The sequence below is a fragment of the Massilia sp. WG5 genome, from assembly GCF_001412595.2.
Taxonomy (GTDB): Bacteria; Pseudomonadota; Gammaproteobacteria; order Burkholderiales; family Burkholderiaceae_D; genus Telluria.
Genome location: NZ_CP012640.2, coordinates 879666 through 895684, shown reverse-complemented (window position 1 = coordinate 895684; position 16019 = coordinate 879666). Strand labels below are relative to the sequence as shown.

Below are 16019 nucleotides of genomic sequence, written 5' to 3'. Positions count from 1 at the left end.
CGATCCCACGCTCGCCAAGCCGGCAGCAGAACCCGCCGTATCGATGAAGACCGTCCTGCTCCAGCACCCGCTGCTGCGCCCCGTCGCCGCGCTGCTGGTGCTGCTGCTCGTCGACAGCATCCTGGTGCCGGGCTTCTTCCGTCTCGAACTCAAGGATGGTCACCTGTACGGCGCCCTGGTCGATATCCTGAACCGCGCGGCGCCGCTGATGCTGGCGGCGCTCGGCATGACGCTGGTGATCGCCACCCGCGGCATCGACATCTCGGTGGGCGCGGTGGTCGCGCTGTCCGGCACCGTCGCGGCGATGCTGATCGGCGGCGCGACCGTCGACGCGCCGATGGGCATGGCGCTGGCGGCGGGCCTGGGCGTGGCGCTGCTGTGCGGCCTGTGGAACGGCGTGCTGGTGGCGGGCGTCAAGCTGCAGCCCATCGTCGCGACCCTGATCCTGATGGTGGCCGGGCGCGGCCTGGCGCAGCTGCTGACCGACGGCCAGATCGTCACCGTCTATTACAAACCCTTCTTCTTCCTGGGCAGCGGCTACCTGGCGGGCCTGCCGTTCTCGCTGTACGTGGTGGCGGCGGTGTTCGCGCTGACGATGATCCTGATGAAGAAGACTGCGCTCGGGCTGTTCATCCAGGCGGTCGGCATCAATCCGGTGGCGGCGCGCCTGGCCGGCCTGCGCACCGCCACGCTGATCGTCTTCGTGTACGTGTTCTGCAGCGCCTGCGCCGGGCTGGCGGGAATGCTGATTACCTCCAACATCAAGAGCGCGGACGCCAACAACGCCGGCCTGCTGCTGGAGCTGGATGCGATCCTGGCCGTGACGCTGGGCGGCACCTCGCTCGCGGGCGGCAAATTCAGCCTGGTGGGCAGCATGGTCGGCGCGCTGATCATCCAGACGCTCACCTACACCATCTACTCGCTGGGCGTGCCGCCCGAGGTGAACATGGTCGTCAAATCCATCGTCGTGTTCGTCGTCTGCATCTCGCAGTCGGGGGAATTTAAGCAGCTCATCAAAAGGAGGCCGGCATGAATGGCATGGCAAGCGGCGCCCGCGGGATCTCGTCGGCGCCCTGGTTCACCTCGATGGTGACGGTGGTCCTGTTGCTGGCCATGCTGGGGATCGGCGGCGCGGCCTATCCGGGCTTCCTGTCGCTGCAGGTGATCTTCAACCTGCTGATCGATAATGCCTTCCTGCTGGTGCTGGCGATCGGCATGGGCTTCGTGATCCTGCTGGGCGGCATCGACCTGTCGGTGGGCTCGGTGCTGGCCCTGTCGACCATGGTGACGGCCTGGCTGCTGCAGAGCGCGCACTGGCACCCGGCGCTGGCGATCGCCGCGGTGCTGTTGATGGGCGCCGGTTTCGGGGCCGCGCAGGGCCTGGTGATCCACCTGTTCCGGCTGCAGCCCTTCATCGTCACCCTGGCGGGCATGTTCTTGGCGCGCGGGCTGTGCTACCTGATCAGCATCCAGTCGATCACCATCGACCAGCCCTTCTTCGTGGCGCTCTCGCAAACCCAGGTGCCCTTCCTGGGCGGCTTCCTGTCGCCGGGCGCCATCATCGCGCTGGTGGTGCTGCTGCTGGCGGTCTGGCTGGCCCATTTCACGGCCTTCGGCAGGGCAGTGTATGCGGTCGGCGGCAACGAGCAGTCGGCGGCGATGATGGGACTGAATGTCGGCGCCACCCGCGTGGCGGTGTATGCCCTGAGCGGATTCTGCGCGGCCCTGGGCGGCCTGCTGTTCTCCTTCTATATGCTGTCCGGCTACGGCCTGCACGGGCAGGGGATCGAGCTGGATGCGATCGCCGCGGTCGTCATCGGCGGCACGCTGCTGAGCGGCGGCTACGGCTATATCGCAGGCAGCCTGTCGGGCGTGCTGGTGCTGGGCGCGATCCAGACCCTGATCGCCTTCGACGGCACGCTCAGTTCGTGGTGGACCAGGATCGTGATCGGCGCGCTGCTGTTCGTCTTCTGCGTGGTGCAGCGGGTGATGGGCGGACGCGCAAAATAATGAAGAAATTGGAGACCCTATGTTGAAACATGCCTTGCCGGCGCTTTTGCCAACACTGCTGCTGGCCGTGAGCGCGCTCGCCCAGGCCGCGAATCCCATCACCAGCAAGATCTATACTGCCGATCCCGCGGCCCTGGTCGACAATGGCCGCGTCTACCTGTATGTCGGCCACGACGAAGCCAGGGAGGGCGGCAAGGACTACCTGATGAACGAGTGGCGCGTCTTTTCGAGTTGCGACATGAAGCACTGGACCGAGCATCCGGACCCGGTGCCGTACACGATCTTCGCCTGGGCCGGCCGCGATGCCTGGGCGAGCGACATCACGAAGCGCAACGGCAAGTACTACCTCTACACCACGGTCGACCACAAGACCATTCCCGGCAAGGCGATCGGCGTGGCGGTGTCGAGCAGCCCGACCGGCCCCTTCGTCGATGCGCGCGGCTCTGCCCTGGTCACCAACGACATGACCCGCGAGACCCCGATCGCCTGGGACGACATCGACCCCGCCGTGTTCGTCGACGACGACGGCCAGGCCTACCTGTACTGGGGGAACACGGTGATGAAGTACGCGAAGCTGAAGGCCAACATGATCGAGCTGGACGGCCCGATCCACACGGTGGGCCTGGAAGCCTTTACCGAAGCCTCCTACCTGCACAAGCACGCCGGCAAGTATTACCTCTCGTATTCGCGCAAATTCCCGGAAGAGACGGTGTACATGAGCGGCCCGAGTGCGACCGGACCCTGGTCCTTCGGCGGCGTGATCATGGAGCAGAACAGCAATGTCAAGACCATCCACCAGGCGATCGTCGACTTCAACGGCAAGTCCTACATCTTCTACCACAACGGCAAGCTGCCCGGCGGCGGCGAGTTCCGCCGTTCGGTGGCGGTCGAGGAGCTGCACTACGGGCCGGACGGCAGCATCCTGCCGGTTGCGCAGACCGCACAGGGCCCGGCCGCCAACCCCTCGCCGATGTGCAAGTGATGCTATCCAGAATGATATGATGTATTGATGGATACGCCCAACCCCAACTGGTTCCTCAAGGCGCGCCTGAAGACGCGCCAACTCCTGCTGCTGATCGCCCTCGACGACTACCGCAACATCCACCGTGCGGCCGACGAGCTGCACATGACCCAGCCCGCCGCGTCCAAGCAGATCAAGGACCTGGAGGAGATGCTGGACGTGAAGCTGTTCGAGCGCCTGCCGCGCGGCATGGAGCCGACCATCTACGGCGAGACCATGATCCGCCACGCGCGCATGGCGCTCACCAGCCTGGCGCTGGCGCACGACGACATCGTCACCCTGAAGGCCGGCCTGACGGGCCAGGTCGAGGTGGGCGTGATCATGACGCCGGCGATGGCCCTGCTGCCGCGCGCCATCGCGCGGGTCAAGGAAGAGGCGCCCCTGCTGCGCATCGGCGTGCAGCTCGAGGCCAGCAACGTCCTGCTCGACAAGCTCCAGCACGGCACCCTCGACTTCATGATCGGCCGCATCTTCGACACTATCGACACGACGGGCCTGATCTACGAAGAGCTGACCGAGGAGCCGGCCTGCGCGGTCGTGCGCCCCGGCCATCCGCTGCTCCAGGCAAGCGGGACGCTGGCGCTGAAGGACATCGCGCCGCTGCCCTGGATCCTGCCGCCGCACGGCAGCATCCTGCGCTACCGTTTCGACATGATGTTCCGCAGGGCGGGACTGGAGCCGCCGGCCAACGTGGTCGACACCACGGCGCTCCTGATCATCACTGCGCTGCTGCAGCAGACCGATTCGCTGCACGTGATGCCGCTCGAGGTGGCCCAGTACTACGCCTCCCTGAACGTGATGCGCATCCTGCCCATCGAGCTGCCCTGCAAGATGGACGCCTTCGGCATCATCCGCCAGCGCGACCACCTGCTGTCGCCGGGCGCCGACCTGCTGCTGCGTGCGGTGAAGGCGGCGGCGGTGGAGATGTACTGAGGAGATGGACTGAGGTTTGCCGGCCGGGCGTCTACCGGGAGAGGCATCGTCAAAGCAGGAAAGGCCGCCGCTCGGCAGCCAGCGGCGGGCTGCCGGCCCCCGTCTCATCCTTGAGCCGGACGCCGGTCAGCTGCAGCCGGCGCGCCTCGCCGAGCAGCCAGCAAAGCTTGTCGGCCGCTTCAGTGACGCCCAGGCCCGCCGGCCTGACGTTCGAGATACAGTTGCGGCGCTCGTCGGTCAGCCCGACCCGCGGCGCCCAGCTGATGTACAGCCCCATGCTGTCGGGCGCGCTCAGGCCCGGCCGTTCGCCGATCAGGACCACCACCATCTTCGCGCCCAGCAGTTCGCCGATCTCGTCGCCGATCGCCACGCGGCCCTGCTCGACGATCGCCAGGGGCGCGAGCCGCCATGCCGACCGGTCCAGGCGCATCCCCAGCGCCTGCAGGAAGGGCGCGGCGTTCCGGCTGATGGCGAGGGCCGACAGGCCGTCCGCGACCACCAGCGCCAGGTCAGGGGGCGCTTCCTGCGCCGTGTCGTCGCCCAGGGCGCAGAGGCGCTCGCGCGATGGCGCATTCAGGCGGCGCCCGAGATCGGGCCGCTGCAGGTAGACATGGCGGTCCGCCGCCGCGCTGTGCAGCAGCAGCGGGGCGGGCTGGTCCGGCCAGGCCTGCGCCAGCGCTTCCGTCAGGGCCGCATGCAGGGTCCCGGTATCGAGGGTCTCGTGCACGGCATCGCGCGCACGCGCATGCGCCAGCTGGAATTCGAGCTGGGCGCGGGTGGGCTGGCTGATGCCGGTGTGCCCGAGGCCGATGCGGGCGGCGGTGAGCTGCCGCAAGGCCTGCCATGGGTCCAGGTCCTGCATGTCGTCTCCTTCAGGGAAGCTGCAGCGCGCGCTGGAACGCCGCCGGCACCGAGCGCCCCAGCGTGGCCGGCCCGTCGCCAGTAAAGATTCCCATGTCGCGCAGCCAGGCGTGGAATTCCGGCGCCGGCGTCAGGCCGAGCGCGCGGCGCGCGTACAGGGCGTCATGGAAGGATGTGGTCTGGTAGTTCAGCATGATGTCGTCCGCGCCGGGAACGCCCATCACGTAGGTGCAGCCGGCCGCGCCCAGCATCGTCAGCAGCACGTCCATGTCGTCCTGGTCGGCCTCGGCGTGGTTGGTGTAGCAGACGTCGACGCCCATCGGCAGGCCGAGCAGCTTGGCGCAGAAATGGTCTTCGAGGCCGGCGCGGATGATCTGCTTGCCGTCGTACAGGTACTCCGGGCCGATGAAACCGACCACCGAATTCACCAGCAGCGGCTGGAAGGCGCGCGCCACCGCGTAGGCGCGCGCTTCGACGGTCTGCTGGTCGACGCCGTGGTTGGCGTTGCTCGACAGCGCGCTGCCCTGGCCGGTCTCGAAGTACATCACGTTGTCGCCCAGCGTGCCGCGGCGCAGCGACAGGGCGGCCTCGCGCGCTTCGCGCAGCAGCGCCAGGTCGATGCCGAAGCTGGCGTTCGCGGCCTGGGTCCCGGCAATCGACTGGAACACGAGATCCACCGGCGCCCCCCGTTCGATGGCGGCCATGGTGTTGGTCACATGCGTGAGCACGCAGGACTGGGTCGGAATCGCGTAGCGGGCGATGATCTCGTCGAGCATCCCGACCAGCGTGATCACCTGTTCTACGTTGTCGGTGGCCGGATTGATGCCGATGACGGCGTCGCCGCTGCCGTACATCAGGCCGTCGAACAGGCTGGCCGCGATGCCGGAAGCGTCGTCGAGCGGATGGTTGGGCTGCAGCCGCGTCGACAGGGTGCCGGGCAGGCCGATGGTATTGCGAAAGCGCGTGAGCACGCGGCACTTGCTTGCGACCAGCACCAGGTCCTGGATCCGCATGATCTTCGAGACGGCGGCCGCCATTTCGGGCGTGACGCCGGGGGCGATCGCCGCCAGCGCGTGCCCGTCGGCGTCGTCGCCCAGCAGCCAGTCGCGGAAGGCGCCGACGGTCAGGTGGCGGATCCGCGCGAAAGCCACGGGATCGAGCCCGTCGACGATCAGGCGCGTCACCTCGTCCGTCTCGTATGGGACCACCAACTCGTTCAGGAAAGTCGTGAGCGGCAGGTCGGCCAGGGCCATCTGCGCCGCCACCCTTTCCTCGGCGCTGCCGGCGGCGACGCCGGCCAGGTAGTCGCCCGCGCGCGCCGGCGAGGCCTTCGCCAGCAAGTCGCGCAGGCCGGCGAAGGTATAGGTCCGGCTGCCGACAAGGTGGGTGATCTGGCTCATGGCTCGTTCCGCTCCGCTTGCACAAACGCTAAGTGTTGGAGAATCCTGCCACATTTCGGCGGCGGACGCCGGCCTATGCCGCACCTCCGAAACAACGGATAATAGCGGCTACTTAAATCAAGCAAGAGTTTCTTCGATGGAAATTAAAGTCAACTTTCTCGACAAGCTGCGTCTCGAAGCCAAGTTCGACGACTTCACGGTCATCGCCGACCAGCCGATCCGCTACAAGGGCGACGGCTCGGCGCCGGGCCCTTTCGACTACTTCCTGGCCTCGTCGGCGCTGTGCGCAGCCTACTTCGTGAAGTTGTACTGCAATACACGAGATATCACGACCGAGAATATCCGCCTCTCGCAGAACAATATCGTCGACCCCGAAAACCGCTACCAGCAGATCTTCAAGATCCAGGTCGAGCTGCCGCCGGATATCTCCGAGAAGGACCGCCAGGGCATCCTGCGCTCGATCGAGCGCTGCACGGTCAAGAAAGTGGTGCAGCAGGGCCCCGAGTTCGTGATCGAGGAGGTCGAGAACCTGGACGCCGATGCGCAGGCCCTGCTGACCCTGCAGCCCTCCGCCGACACGCGCACCTATATCCCCGGCAAGGACCTGCCGCTGGAGCAGACCATCGCGAACATGTCCGGCCTGCTGGCGGACCTGGGCATCAAGATCGAAATCGCGTCGTGGCGCAATATCGTGCCGAATGTGTGGTCGCTGCATATCCGCGATGCGCATTCGCCGATGTGTTTCACGAACGGCAAGGGCGCGACCAAGGAAAGCGCGCTGGCCTCGGCGCTGGGAGAGTACCTGGAGCGGATCAGCAATAACCACTTCTATGCCGGCGCCTACTGGGGCGAAGAGATCGCCAACGCGCCTTTCGTGCATTACCCGGACGAGCGCTGGTTCCAGCCCGGGCCTGGCGATGCGCTGCCGCCCGGGATCCTCGACGAGTACTGCCTGGCGGTCTACGACCCCGAGGGCGAACTGCGCGGCTCGCATCTGTATGACACCAACTCGGGCAACGTGGAGCGCGGCATCGTCGCGCTGCCCTATGTGCGGCAGTCGGATGGCGAGACCGTGTATTTCCCGTCCAACCTGATCGAAAACCTCTACGCCAGCAATGGCATGAGCGCCGGGAATACGCTGGCCGAAGCCCAGGTGCAGTGCCTGTCCGAGATCTTCGAGCGGGCCGTCAAGCGCGAGATCCTGGAAGGCGAGCTGGCGCTGCCCGACGTGCCCCAGGAAGTGCTGGCGAAATACCCGGGCATCGTGGCCGGCATCCAGGCCCTGGAAGAGCAGGGTTTCCCGGTGCTGGTCAAGGACGCCTCGCTGGGCGGGCAGTATCCGGTGATGTGCGTGACCCTGATGAATCCGCGCACCGGCGGCGTGTTCGCGTCCTTCGGCGCCCATCCGAGCTTCGAGGTGGCGCTGGAGCGCAGCCTGACGGAGCTGCTGCAGGGCCGCAGCTTCGAAGGCCTGAACGACCTGCCGCCGCCGACCTTCGCCAGCGAAGCCGTGACCGAGCCGTACAACTTCGTCGAGCACTTCATCGATTCCAGCGGCGTGGTGTCGTGGCGCTTCTTCAGCGCGAAATCCGACTACGATTTCGTCGAGTGGGATTTCAGCGCGCAGGGCGAGAACGCGAACGCGGAGGAAGCGGCAAGCCTGCTCGGCATTCTCGAAGACATGGGCAAGGAAGTGTACATGGCCGTGTACGACGAGCTGGGCGCCACGGCCTGCCGCATCCTGGTGCCGGGTTATTCGGAGGTGTATCCGGTCGAAGACCTGGTCTGGGATAACACCAACAAGTCGCTGCTGTTCCGCGAAGACATTCTGAACCTGCACCGCCTCGACGACGACGCCCTGGCCGCATTGCTGGAGCGCCTGGAAAACAATGAGCTGGACGAATACGGCGACATCGCCAGCCTGATCGGCATCGAGTTCGACGAGAACACCGACTGGGGCCAGTTGACCGTGCTCGAACTGCGGCTGCTGATCAATCTCGCGCTGCAGCAGTTCGAGGAAACGCAGGAACTGGTCGGCGCCTTCCTGCAGTACAACGACAACACCGTCGAGCGCCGCCTGTTCTACCAGGCCTTGAGCGCGGTGCTGGAAGTGGTGCTCGACGACGAGATGGAACTGAGCGATTACGAGCCGAATTTCCGCCGCATGTTCGGCAATCCGCGCATGGATGCGGTGCTGGGATCGGTGGACGGCAGCGTCCGCTTCCACGGCCTGACGCCGACCAGCATGAAACTCGAAGGCCTCGACAGGCATCATCGCCTGATGGACAGCTACAAGAAACTACACAAGGCAAGGGCCAAGCAATGACGATTTTCGCCACCCCCGTGTTCGACGCCACGGTCATCTACGAAGGCAATGAACTGTTCAAGGGCCGCGGCGCGGCCAGCGTCTGGGCCGAGAAGCTGGCGCGCGAAATCGAAAGCCCGGTCACGGTCGAGAAGATCGGCACCGGCTGGGCGCTGTGCGGCAGCGTCGACGGCGTCGAATGCCGCTGGGGCATCCTCGGCCAGCGCCTCAAGCGGCTCGGCTAGCGCATCGGCCAGCGCATCGCCTAGAAATAGTAGCCGAAGGTGATATCGAAACGGCGCCCCGACGATCTGGCGCCGCCGCCGGCCGCCAGCGCATCGCCGAAAACCGGCGACAGGTAGGGCTGATTCGTGCCGCGTGCAAGGTCGAGCAGGACCACCCATTTTCCTGAAACGAGCTGCAGGCCGGTCACGTTCTGGTAGCTGTCGGCGTAGCCGGCAGCGGATTTGCGCAGGCGGCTCCAGTCGTTATAGAGCACGAAATCGGTGAAGGGGCCGAGCGAGCCGGGAATCTTGTAGCTCAGGTTGGCGATGTCGATATTTCCCCTGGCTGCCAGGCGGTTCGTGAAGCCGAAGGCGCCGATGATGACGCAGTCATTGTCGCAGGCGCCCGACCAGGCGCCCGCGGCCGAGCCATTGCCGGCGAATTTGTTCCGGTACCGGATCGTTTCCAGCTGCAGCCCGAGCCTGCCGAATTCTCCCGAGAAGTGCAGGGCCCCGGCATCGCGCACGCCGCTGGCCAGTGCCGGATTGGCCGCGGCCAGGCGTCCGCGCAGCAGGGACGCGCCGATTTCGGCCTTGCCGCCCGCCAGCGGCAAGGCATAGGCAAGGCGGGCGACCGCCGTATCCTTCTCCTCCCGGCCGTAGCTACGCATCAGATGGTTGCTGTAGCGGACGGAATCGAGACCGTCCAGCACCGTGGTATCCGAGGCCCACGACAGCAGATGGCGGCCGTCCGACGGATAAAAGGCCAGGCTCGTGCTCAGGCCGCCGTCCTTGCGCGTGTAACCGACGCCCGTGGCGTAGGTGTCTTCATAGCCGGCGTAATACGCCATCGAGAAGAAGAAATTATGCGAGGCGTAGGGCAGCAGACCGAAGGACATGCGATCCTGTCCGAGGTGCAACTCGCTCTTGTCGGCGAAGCGGTAGCCCGCCCACAGGTATTCGTTGAACAGCATGTCGGCGCCCTTGTCGGCGCCGGTCTGGCGGCTCGTGTAGTGGTAGTAGCGCTCGCGTCCCGCGGCAAGCAGGCGGCCGTCGTCGTATTTGAAGCCGAGGCGGGCGGTGTCGAATTCGAACGCGCCCTTGCGCTGGTCGTTCCAGCTGAGCGACTCGAGCCAGAATCGCACTGCGCCATCCAACTTGAAGCTGCTGACGGTCGCTTGCGGCCCGTCTTCCGCCGAGACGGCCGGGGTCGATAACACCAGACACGTACTGGCAAGCGCGAGCCTGGTGATGCTCGCCTGTCCAAGGTACTTCACTGTATTACTCCTTTCTAAGCCCGCTTCAACAGCGCTTCCGCCAGCATCTCGAACAGCGTGCGCGCGGCGGGCGGCATGCTGTGCCCGCGCTTGCTGATCAGTCCGAGCGTGCGCTTGATTTCCGGGTTCACCAGCGGCACGCCGACGATGCCGTCCGGGCCGCCGGGCAGCACCGACAGGCCGGGTACCGCGGCCACGCCCATGCCCGCATCGACCAGGGCCAGCACGCCGGAGACGTGGTTGACCTCGCACAGGATGAGGGGGTGCTTCTCGACCCCGGCCAGGGCGGCGTCGATCACGCTGCGGTTGCCGCTCGACTTGGCGACCGAGATATACCGTTCCTCGACCGTCTCCTTCCAGCTCAGCGACTTGCGCTTCGCCAGCGGGTGGTCGCGCCGCATCGCCATCACATAGTTCTCCACGTAGATCGGCTGGAACTCGATCTCCGGGTTTTCCGCGCCCGTGAAGTTGATCCCGAAGTCCGCTTCGCCGGCCAGCACCAGGTTCAGCACGTCCTGCGCGCTCTCGTCATGCACGCGCACGCGGATGCGCGGGAAGCGCGCGCTGAAGCGCGTCAGCACGTCCGGCAGGAAATGCCAGACGGCGGAGGGCACGCAGGCGAGCGTGACGGAGCCGGTACGGTGCGCGGCCAGATCGGCCACGCCCAGCACCGCGTCCTCCAGGCCGTCGAGCGCCGTACGCACGTTCACCAGGAAGGTCTGGCCGACGTTGGTCAACTGGACGCGGCGGGTGGTGCGCTCGAACAGCTTCACGCCCAGGGCTTCCTCCAGCTTCTCGACCCGCCGGCTGAGCGCGGACTGCGACAGGAACAGGTCGTTGGCTGCCTGGCGGAAGCTGCCGCGTTCGGCGACCGCGACAAATGCCTGCAAGTCATGAATGTCGTAATTGATGCGCATGACGCAATAATCGGCGGAAAAATTGCAATTCTCAGATTATACAATTTGACCGATGATTGGCGCATAAAAAACCAAAGGAGACAATGTGCGCCAATTAAGCGTCCTTGCGGCCTCGCTCATCGCGAGCGGAAGCTGCCTTGCCCAGAGCAGCGTCGACCTGTACGGCATCGTCGATGCCGGCCTGCGCATCACCACGGGCCTGAGCCCCAACAATACCCCCTCGTCCGACCATGCGGCCGCCGTGAACAGCGGCATCGACAACACCAGCCGCTGGGGCATCAAGGGCCAGGAGTCGCTGGGCGGCGGCTGGAAAGCGCTGTTCCGGCTCGAAGGCGGCATCAACGCCGACACCGGCGCCTCGGCCAAGAAGGACCGTCTGTTCGACCGCCAGGCCCTGGTCGGCCTTGCCAACGCCTACGGCACGCTGGCGGTGGGGCGCCAGGCGAACCTGCTGTCCGATGCCCTGGTCCCGGTCGACCCGCTCGGCAAGCGTTACGCCAGCTTCAACCCGAACATCAACGTGGCGGGCCTGAGCAATACCGCCTTCGGCACGCACGCCTTCGGCCGCGAATACGGTCCCAGCGGCTACGCCGACAATTTCTACCGCCTCGACAACACCGTCAAGCTGAGCACCGAAGCCGGCCCCTGGCAGGCGCGCGCCGCGTATTCCTTCGGCGAAGTGCCGGGCGACGCGGCGGCCTCGTCGAGTCACGGCGTGGCGCTGGCCTACCGGCGCCCTGACTGGGCCGTCTCCGGCGCCACCATGCAGTTCCGCAGCCGCGAGGGCTTGCCGCTCGACGCCTGGACGCTCGGCGCCGCGCTGCGGCTCGCGGCCTGGCAGTTGAAGGCCAACATCGCCCGCAACGTGGCCGACACCGGGCCGAACAAGACCGTGCACCAGCGCGTGCTGTCCGCCGGCGTGAGCCGCAAGGCCTGGTCCGACGTCCTGGTCACCACGGCCTTGTACAGTGTCCGGCGCGAAGCGACCGGCTTCGGCGACGACGGCTTCGACCGCGCCTTCCTGTTCATCGAAAAGACGCTGGCGCCGCGCACCACCGCCTATGCGGAAGCCGACTACACCACCTGGCGCGGCGACGCCGCCGGGCTGACGGCGTCGCGCCCCAACGACCGGCACGGCTCGGGCCTGACGCTCGGCCTGATGGAAAAATTCTAAAGACCAAAGACAAAGGAGAACACGATGCAAGCACCTTCCTTCAAACACGCAGCCATGGCGGCAATCGGCGCGCTGGCGCTGGCCGGCGCCGCAGCCCACGCCACCGACCTGCGCGTCGTCAGCTCGGGCGGCTTCGCCCAGGCCTACAAGGACCTGGCCGGTCCCTATGAGCATACGAGCGGCAACCACCTGGTGTCCGAATGGGGCCCGTCGATGGGCATGACCAAGAACGCGATCCCGGCGCGCCTGGCGCGCGGCGAGCCGATCGACGTCGTCATCATGGTCGGCGACGCGCTGGACAAGCTGATGGCCGAGGGCAAGCTCGAACCCGGCAGCAAGGTCATCCTCGCCAACTCGCCGATCGCCTGCGCGGTCCGGCATGGCAGCGCGAAGCCGGACATCGGCACCGTCGACGGCCTGCGCAGCGCCTTCCTGCATGCGCAGAAAGTGGCGTATTCCGACAGCGCGAGCGGCGAGTACATCAAGCACCAGCTGCTGGACAAGCTCGGCATCCGGCAGCAGATGGAAGGCAAGGCGGCGCAGATCCCGGCCACGCCGGTCGGCGAGATCGTCGCCCACGGCGACGCCGATTTCGGCTGCCAGCAGCGCAGCGAACTGAAGCCGGTGCAAGGCATCGACATCGTCGGCCTGCTGCCGCAGGAAGTACAGCTGAAGACGGAGTTTTCCGGCGCCGTGGTACGCGGCGCCAGGCATCCGGAAGCGGCGCGCGAACTGCTGCGCTACCTGGCGTCGCCCGCCAACGCGGGCGCGATCGAGGCCACCGGCCTGGAGCCGGTGACGGCCACCCACTGATTTACCGAGATTTACCTGAGATTTACCTGAGAGGTCATCATGTCCAGCCAATCCACCGCCAAGGTCCACCAGATGGCGCCCGCCGCCGCGGCATCCACATCCGATTCCGGATCCGCGCCGGCGCGCGCGCCGTCGAAGCTCGGCGCCGTCATCCGGGTGACGAGCGGGAACTTCATCGAGATGTACGATTTCTTCCTGTTCGGCTTCTACGCTCACCAGATCGCCAAGGCCTTCTTCCCGGCGACGAGCGAATACGCCGCGCTGATGATGACCTTCGCCACCTTCGGCGCCGGATTCTTCATGCGTCCGCTGGGCGCGATCTTCCTGGGCAGCTACATCGACCGCATCGGCCGCCGCAAGGGCCTCGTGCTGACGCTCGGGATCATGGCCTCGGGCACGGCGCTGATCGCCTTCGTCCCCGGCTACGCCACGATTGGCCTGATGGCGCCGCTGCTGGTGCTGGTCGGGCGCCTGCTGCAGGGCTTTTCCGCGGGCGTGGAACTGGGCGGCGTCTCGGTTTACCTGTCGGAGATGGCGATCCCGGGCAACAAGGGCTTCTACGTCAGCTGGCAGTCGGCAAGCCAGCAGGTCGCGGTCATATTCGCCGCGGCGCTGGGCTACGGCCTGAATAACGCCTTGCCCAAGGATGCGATTGCGGACTGGGGCTGGCGCATTCCCTTCTTCATCGGCTGCTCGATCATCCCGGTAGTGTTCTATATCCGCCGTTCGCTGCAGGAGACCGAGGCCTTCCTGGCGCGGAAAAGCCATCCGACCTTCCGCCAGATGATGCGCACCATGGCGCTGAACTGGCCGCTGGTCACGGTCGGCACCATGCTGGTGGTGATGACCACCGTCGCCTTCTACCTGATCACGGTGTACACGCCGACCTTCGGCAAGAGCGTGCTCAAGCTGAGCACCGGCGAGAGCCTGCTGGTGACGCTGTGCGTCGGGGTCTCGAATTTCATCTGGCTGCCGGTCATGGGCGCGCTCTCGGACCGCATCGGACGCTGGCCGGTGATGGCGGTCTGCTCGGCGCTGGCGGCGCTCACCGCCTATCCGGCGCTGTCCTGGCTGATCGCCAACCCGAGCTTCGGCAACATGGTGATGATCGAACTTTGGCTGTCCTTCCTGTACGGCAGCTACAACGGCGCCTGCATCGTCGCGCTCACCGAGATCATCCCGGTCCAGGTGCGCACCACCGGCTTCTCGCTGGCCTACAGCCTGGCGACGGCGCTGTTCGGCGGCATGACGCCGCTGGTGTCGACCTGGCTGATCGAAGCCACCGGCGACAAGGCGGCCCCGGGCTTCTGGATGGCGGCCGCCGGCGCCATCAGCCTGATCGCCACCTTCCTCGTGTACCGCGGCATCATCAAGGAGCGGGTCGTGGCCGCTCCTCAGGCAACGCGCTGATAGGGCAGCCGCAGCTGGTCGCGGCCGTGCCGGGCCGCCAGGCTGAACACGCTCACCGCGTCCAGCAGCTGATCGGCTTCCGCCTGCATCGCCTCGGTGGCGGCGGCCGACTGTTCCACCAGCGCCGCGTTGCGCTGGGTCGCCTCGTCCATCTGCGAGATCGCCCGGTTCACCTCGGCGATCCCCGTGCTCTGCTCGCGGCTGGCGTCGGCGATCCCGACCACGATGCCGGCGACCTGGTGCACGCGTTCGACCATGTGGCCCGTCGACTTGCCGGCTTCCCTGGCCAGCTGGCCGCCGGAGGCGATCTTCTCGGCCGAGGCATCGATCAGGCGCTTGATTTCCTTGGCCGCGCCGGCGCTGCGATGGGCGAGGGTGCGCACCTCCGCCGCCACCACCGCAAAGCCGCGGCCCTGCTCGCCGGCGCGGGCCGCTTCCACCGCCGCATTCAAGGCCAGGATATTGGTCTGGAATGCGATGCCGTCGATGACCTCGATGATGTCGGCGACCTTGTGCGACGAGGCGTCGATGGCGCCCATCGTCTCGATCATCTGGCGCATGAAGGCGCCGCTCGCGGTGGCGGCTTCCGATGCCGCTTCCACCAGCGCCCTGGCTTGCAGCGTGTTCCCGGCCGTTTGCAGGACTGTGCCGGTGAGTTCTTCCATGGACGCGGCGGACTGCTGCAGCGCGCTGGCCTGGCTTTCGGTCCGGGCCGACAGGTCGGCGTTGCCGTCGGCGACTTCGCGCGCCGTGGTCCCGATCGATTGCGCGCTGCTGCGCACGCTGGACACGATGGCGGCCAGGCTCTGCTGCATCTGCGCGATACTGCGCATCAGTCGGCCGATTTCATTCTCGCCGCGGACACCCACGTCCGCCGTCAGGTCGCCGCGCGCCACCCGGCCCAGCAGTTCCACCGCGTCTTCCAGCGGCGCGATGACGGCGCGCTTCAGGAACAGGTGGGCGCCCAGCACCAGGGCGAGCGACACCAGCATGCCGGCGCCGACCAGCCACAGGACCAGGCCGTACTCGGCGCGGCGTTGCGCCACCAGGCCCTCGGCGAGCGCCGTCTGGCGCTTCTGGAACTTGTCCAGCAGGGTGGAGAAGGCCGCGCCCTCGGGCGTCAATTGTCTGGCGTTGATCTCGGCATAGGCCGCGGTGTCGTCCGATTTCAGGGCCGCGATGGCCTGGTCCAGCGATCCGGTCAGGCGCAGGGCGGCCTCGCCCAGGTCCTTGCGCAGCTGCAGCCCGGTCGCGCCGGCCGGCTCGCCCGCGATGAAGGCCTGTAAAGCCCTGGTCGAGCGGGTGTGGCTGGCCAGCGCGCTGTCGATCGCCGTGCTCGTGGAGGTCGGCTTGCCCTGTTCCTTGGCCTCGGCATAGGCGCGGATCATGGCCGAGCGCGTGCGGGTGGTGTCCTTGTAGACGTCGTTGATGGCCTGCGTTTCGGCGCCGAGGCGATGCATCAGCGACATCGCCTGGTCGGCGCGCTGCAGCGTGACGATGCCGGCGAACGCGCCCAGCAGGAGCATGACGGAAAACAGGGCGAGGGTCGCCATGAGGCTGAACCGGACGGTGAGCTTCTTCATTGGATGCGGAAAAACATTGAGGGATTGCGGAGGAGATGTGAGTACGGCGTCTTCGCAGGCTGCGAAGACGCCGTGGCAGGCATAGCGCGGG

14 protein-coding genes are annotated in these 16019 nt (G+C 66.6%); 9 read left to right on the top strand and 5 right to left on the bottom strand.

Annotated features, from left to right (window positions below; genetic code table 11):
• Nucleotides 1-43: 43 nt before the first annotated feature.
• The 4 genes from AM586_RS03905 to AM586_RS03890 are packed head-to-tail and all read left to right on the top strand — an operon-like array spanning nt 44 to nt 3964.
• Nucleotides 44-1033, top strand: a complete 990-nt coding sequence (locus AM586_RS03905) for an ABC transporter permease (RefSeq protein ID WP_229411151.1) — start codon at nt 44-46, stop codon at nt 1031-1033.
• Nucleotides 1030-2010, top strand: coding sequence for a galactofuranose ABC transporter, permease protein YjfF (gene yjfF / locus AM586_RS03900; protein ID WP_052233829.1), 981 nt, complete (start codon nt 1030-1032; stop codon nt 2008-2010). Before AM586_RS03905 ends, yjfF begins: the two co-directional genes overlap by 4 nt.
• A gap of 19 nt (nt 2011-2029) precedes the next feature.
• Nucleotides 2030-2992 carry a glycoside hydrolase family 43 protein gene (locus tag AM586_RS03895; RefSeq protein WP_052233830.1) on the top strand — a complete coding sequence of 321 codons (963 nt, stop codon included), beginning with the start codon at nt 2030-2032 and terminating at the stop codon, nt 2990-2992.
• 27 nt (nt 2993-3019) lie between these two features.
• On the top strand, nt 3020-3964 hold the full coding sequence (locus AM586_RS03890; RefSeq protein WP_052233831.1) for a LysR family transcriptional regulator: 945 nt from the start codon (nt 3020-3022) through the stop codon (nt 3962-3964).
• A 49-nt stretch (nt 3965-4013) separates the two neighbouring features.
• On the opposite strand, the gene eutC is transcribed toward AM586_RS03890, so the two are convergent.
• Together eutC and AM586_RS03880 are read right to left on the bottom strand one after the other, a co-directional pair.
• Nucleotides 4014-4826: an ethanolamine ammonia-lyase subunit EutC gene (gene eutC / locus AM586_RS03885; protein WP_052233832.1), complete on the bottom strand. Its 813-nt coding sequence runs from the start codon at nt 4824-4826 to the stop codon at nt 4014-4016.
• A gap of 10 nt (nt 4827-4836) precedes the next feature.
• Entirely contained in the window at nt 4837-6225 is a 1389-nt protein-coding gene (locus AM586_RS03880; RefSeq protein WP_052233833.1) for an ethanolamine ammonia-lyase subunit EutB, read from the bottom strand.
• Between the two features lie 136 nt (nt 6226-6361).
• Between AM586_RS03880 and AM586_RS03875 the strand changes: the two genes are divergently transcribed.
• Both AM586_RS03875 and AM586_RS03870 read left to right on the top strand, forming a co-directional pair.
• Nucleotides 6362-8551 (top strand): OsmC domain/YcaO domain-containing protein, encoded by a 2190-nt coding sequence (locus AM586_RS03875; protein ID WP_052233834.1) that lies wholly within the window; start codon nt 6362-6364, stop codon nt 8549-8551.
• Nucleotides 8548-8775, top strand: coding sequence for a hypothetical protein (locus AM586_RS03870; RefSeq protein ID WP_052233835.1), 228 nt, complete (start codon nt 8548-8550; stop codon nt 8773-8775). Before AM586_RS03875 ends, AM586_RS03870 begins: the two co-directional genes overlap by 4 nt.
• A 20-nt stretch (nt 8776-8795) precedes the next feature.
• Here AM586_RS03870 and AM586_RS03865 read toward each other — a convergent pair whose 3' ends face one another.
• Together AM586_RS03865 and AM586_RS03860 are read right to left on the bottom strand one after the other, a co-directional pair.
• Nucleotides 8796-10031 carry a hypothetical protein gene (locus tag AM586_RS03865; protein ID WP_052233836.1) on the bottom strand — a complete coding sequence of 412 codons (1236 nt, stop codon included), beginning with the start codon at nt 10029-10031 and terminating at the stop codon, nt 8796-8798.
• A 14-nt stretch (nt 10032-10045) separates the two neighbouring features.
• Nucleotides 10046-10948, bottom strand: coding sequence for a LysR family transcriptional regulator (locus AM586_RS03860; protein WP_052233837.1), 903 nt, complete (start codon nt 10946-10948; stop codon nt 10046-10048).
• An 85-nt stretch (nt 10949-11033) separates the two neighbouring features.
• Here AM586_RS03860 and AM586_RS03855 point away from each other — a divergent pair, with 85 nt between their 5' ends.
• From AM586_RS03855 to AM586_RS03845, 3 genes are all read left to right on the top strand, one after another.
• On the top strand, nt 11034-12122 hold the full coding sequence (locus tag AM586_RS03855; protein WP_052233838.1) for a porin: 1089 nt from the start codon (nt 11034-11036) through the stop codon (nt 12120-12122).
• Between the two features lie 24 nt (nt 12123-12146).
• Complete coding sequence (locus AM586_RS03850) at nt 12147-12935, top strand: substrate-binding domain-containing protein (protein WP_052233839.1); 789 nt, start codon at nt 12147-12149, stop codon at nt 12933-12935.
• Nucleotides 12936-13007: 72 nt separating this feature from the next.
• Entirely contained in the window at nt 13008-14345 is a 1338-nt protein-coding gene (locus AM586_RS03845) for an MFS transporter (RefSeq protein ID WP_052233889.1), read from the top strand.
• Here AM586_RS03845 and AM586_RS03840 read toward each other — a convergent pair.
• On the bottom strand, nt 14330-15928 hold the full coding sequence (locus tag AM586_RS03840; RefSeq protein ID WP_052233840.1) for a methyl-accepting chemotaxis protein: 1599 nt from the start codon (nt 15926-15928) through the stop codon (nt 14330-14332). The genes AM586_RS03845 and AM586_RS03840 overlap by 16 nt on opposite strands.
• Between the last annotated feature and the right edge of the window lie 91 nt (nt 15929-16019).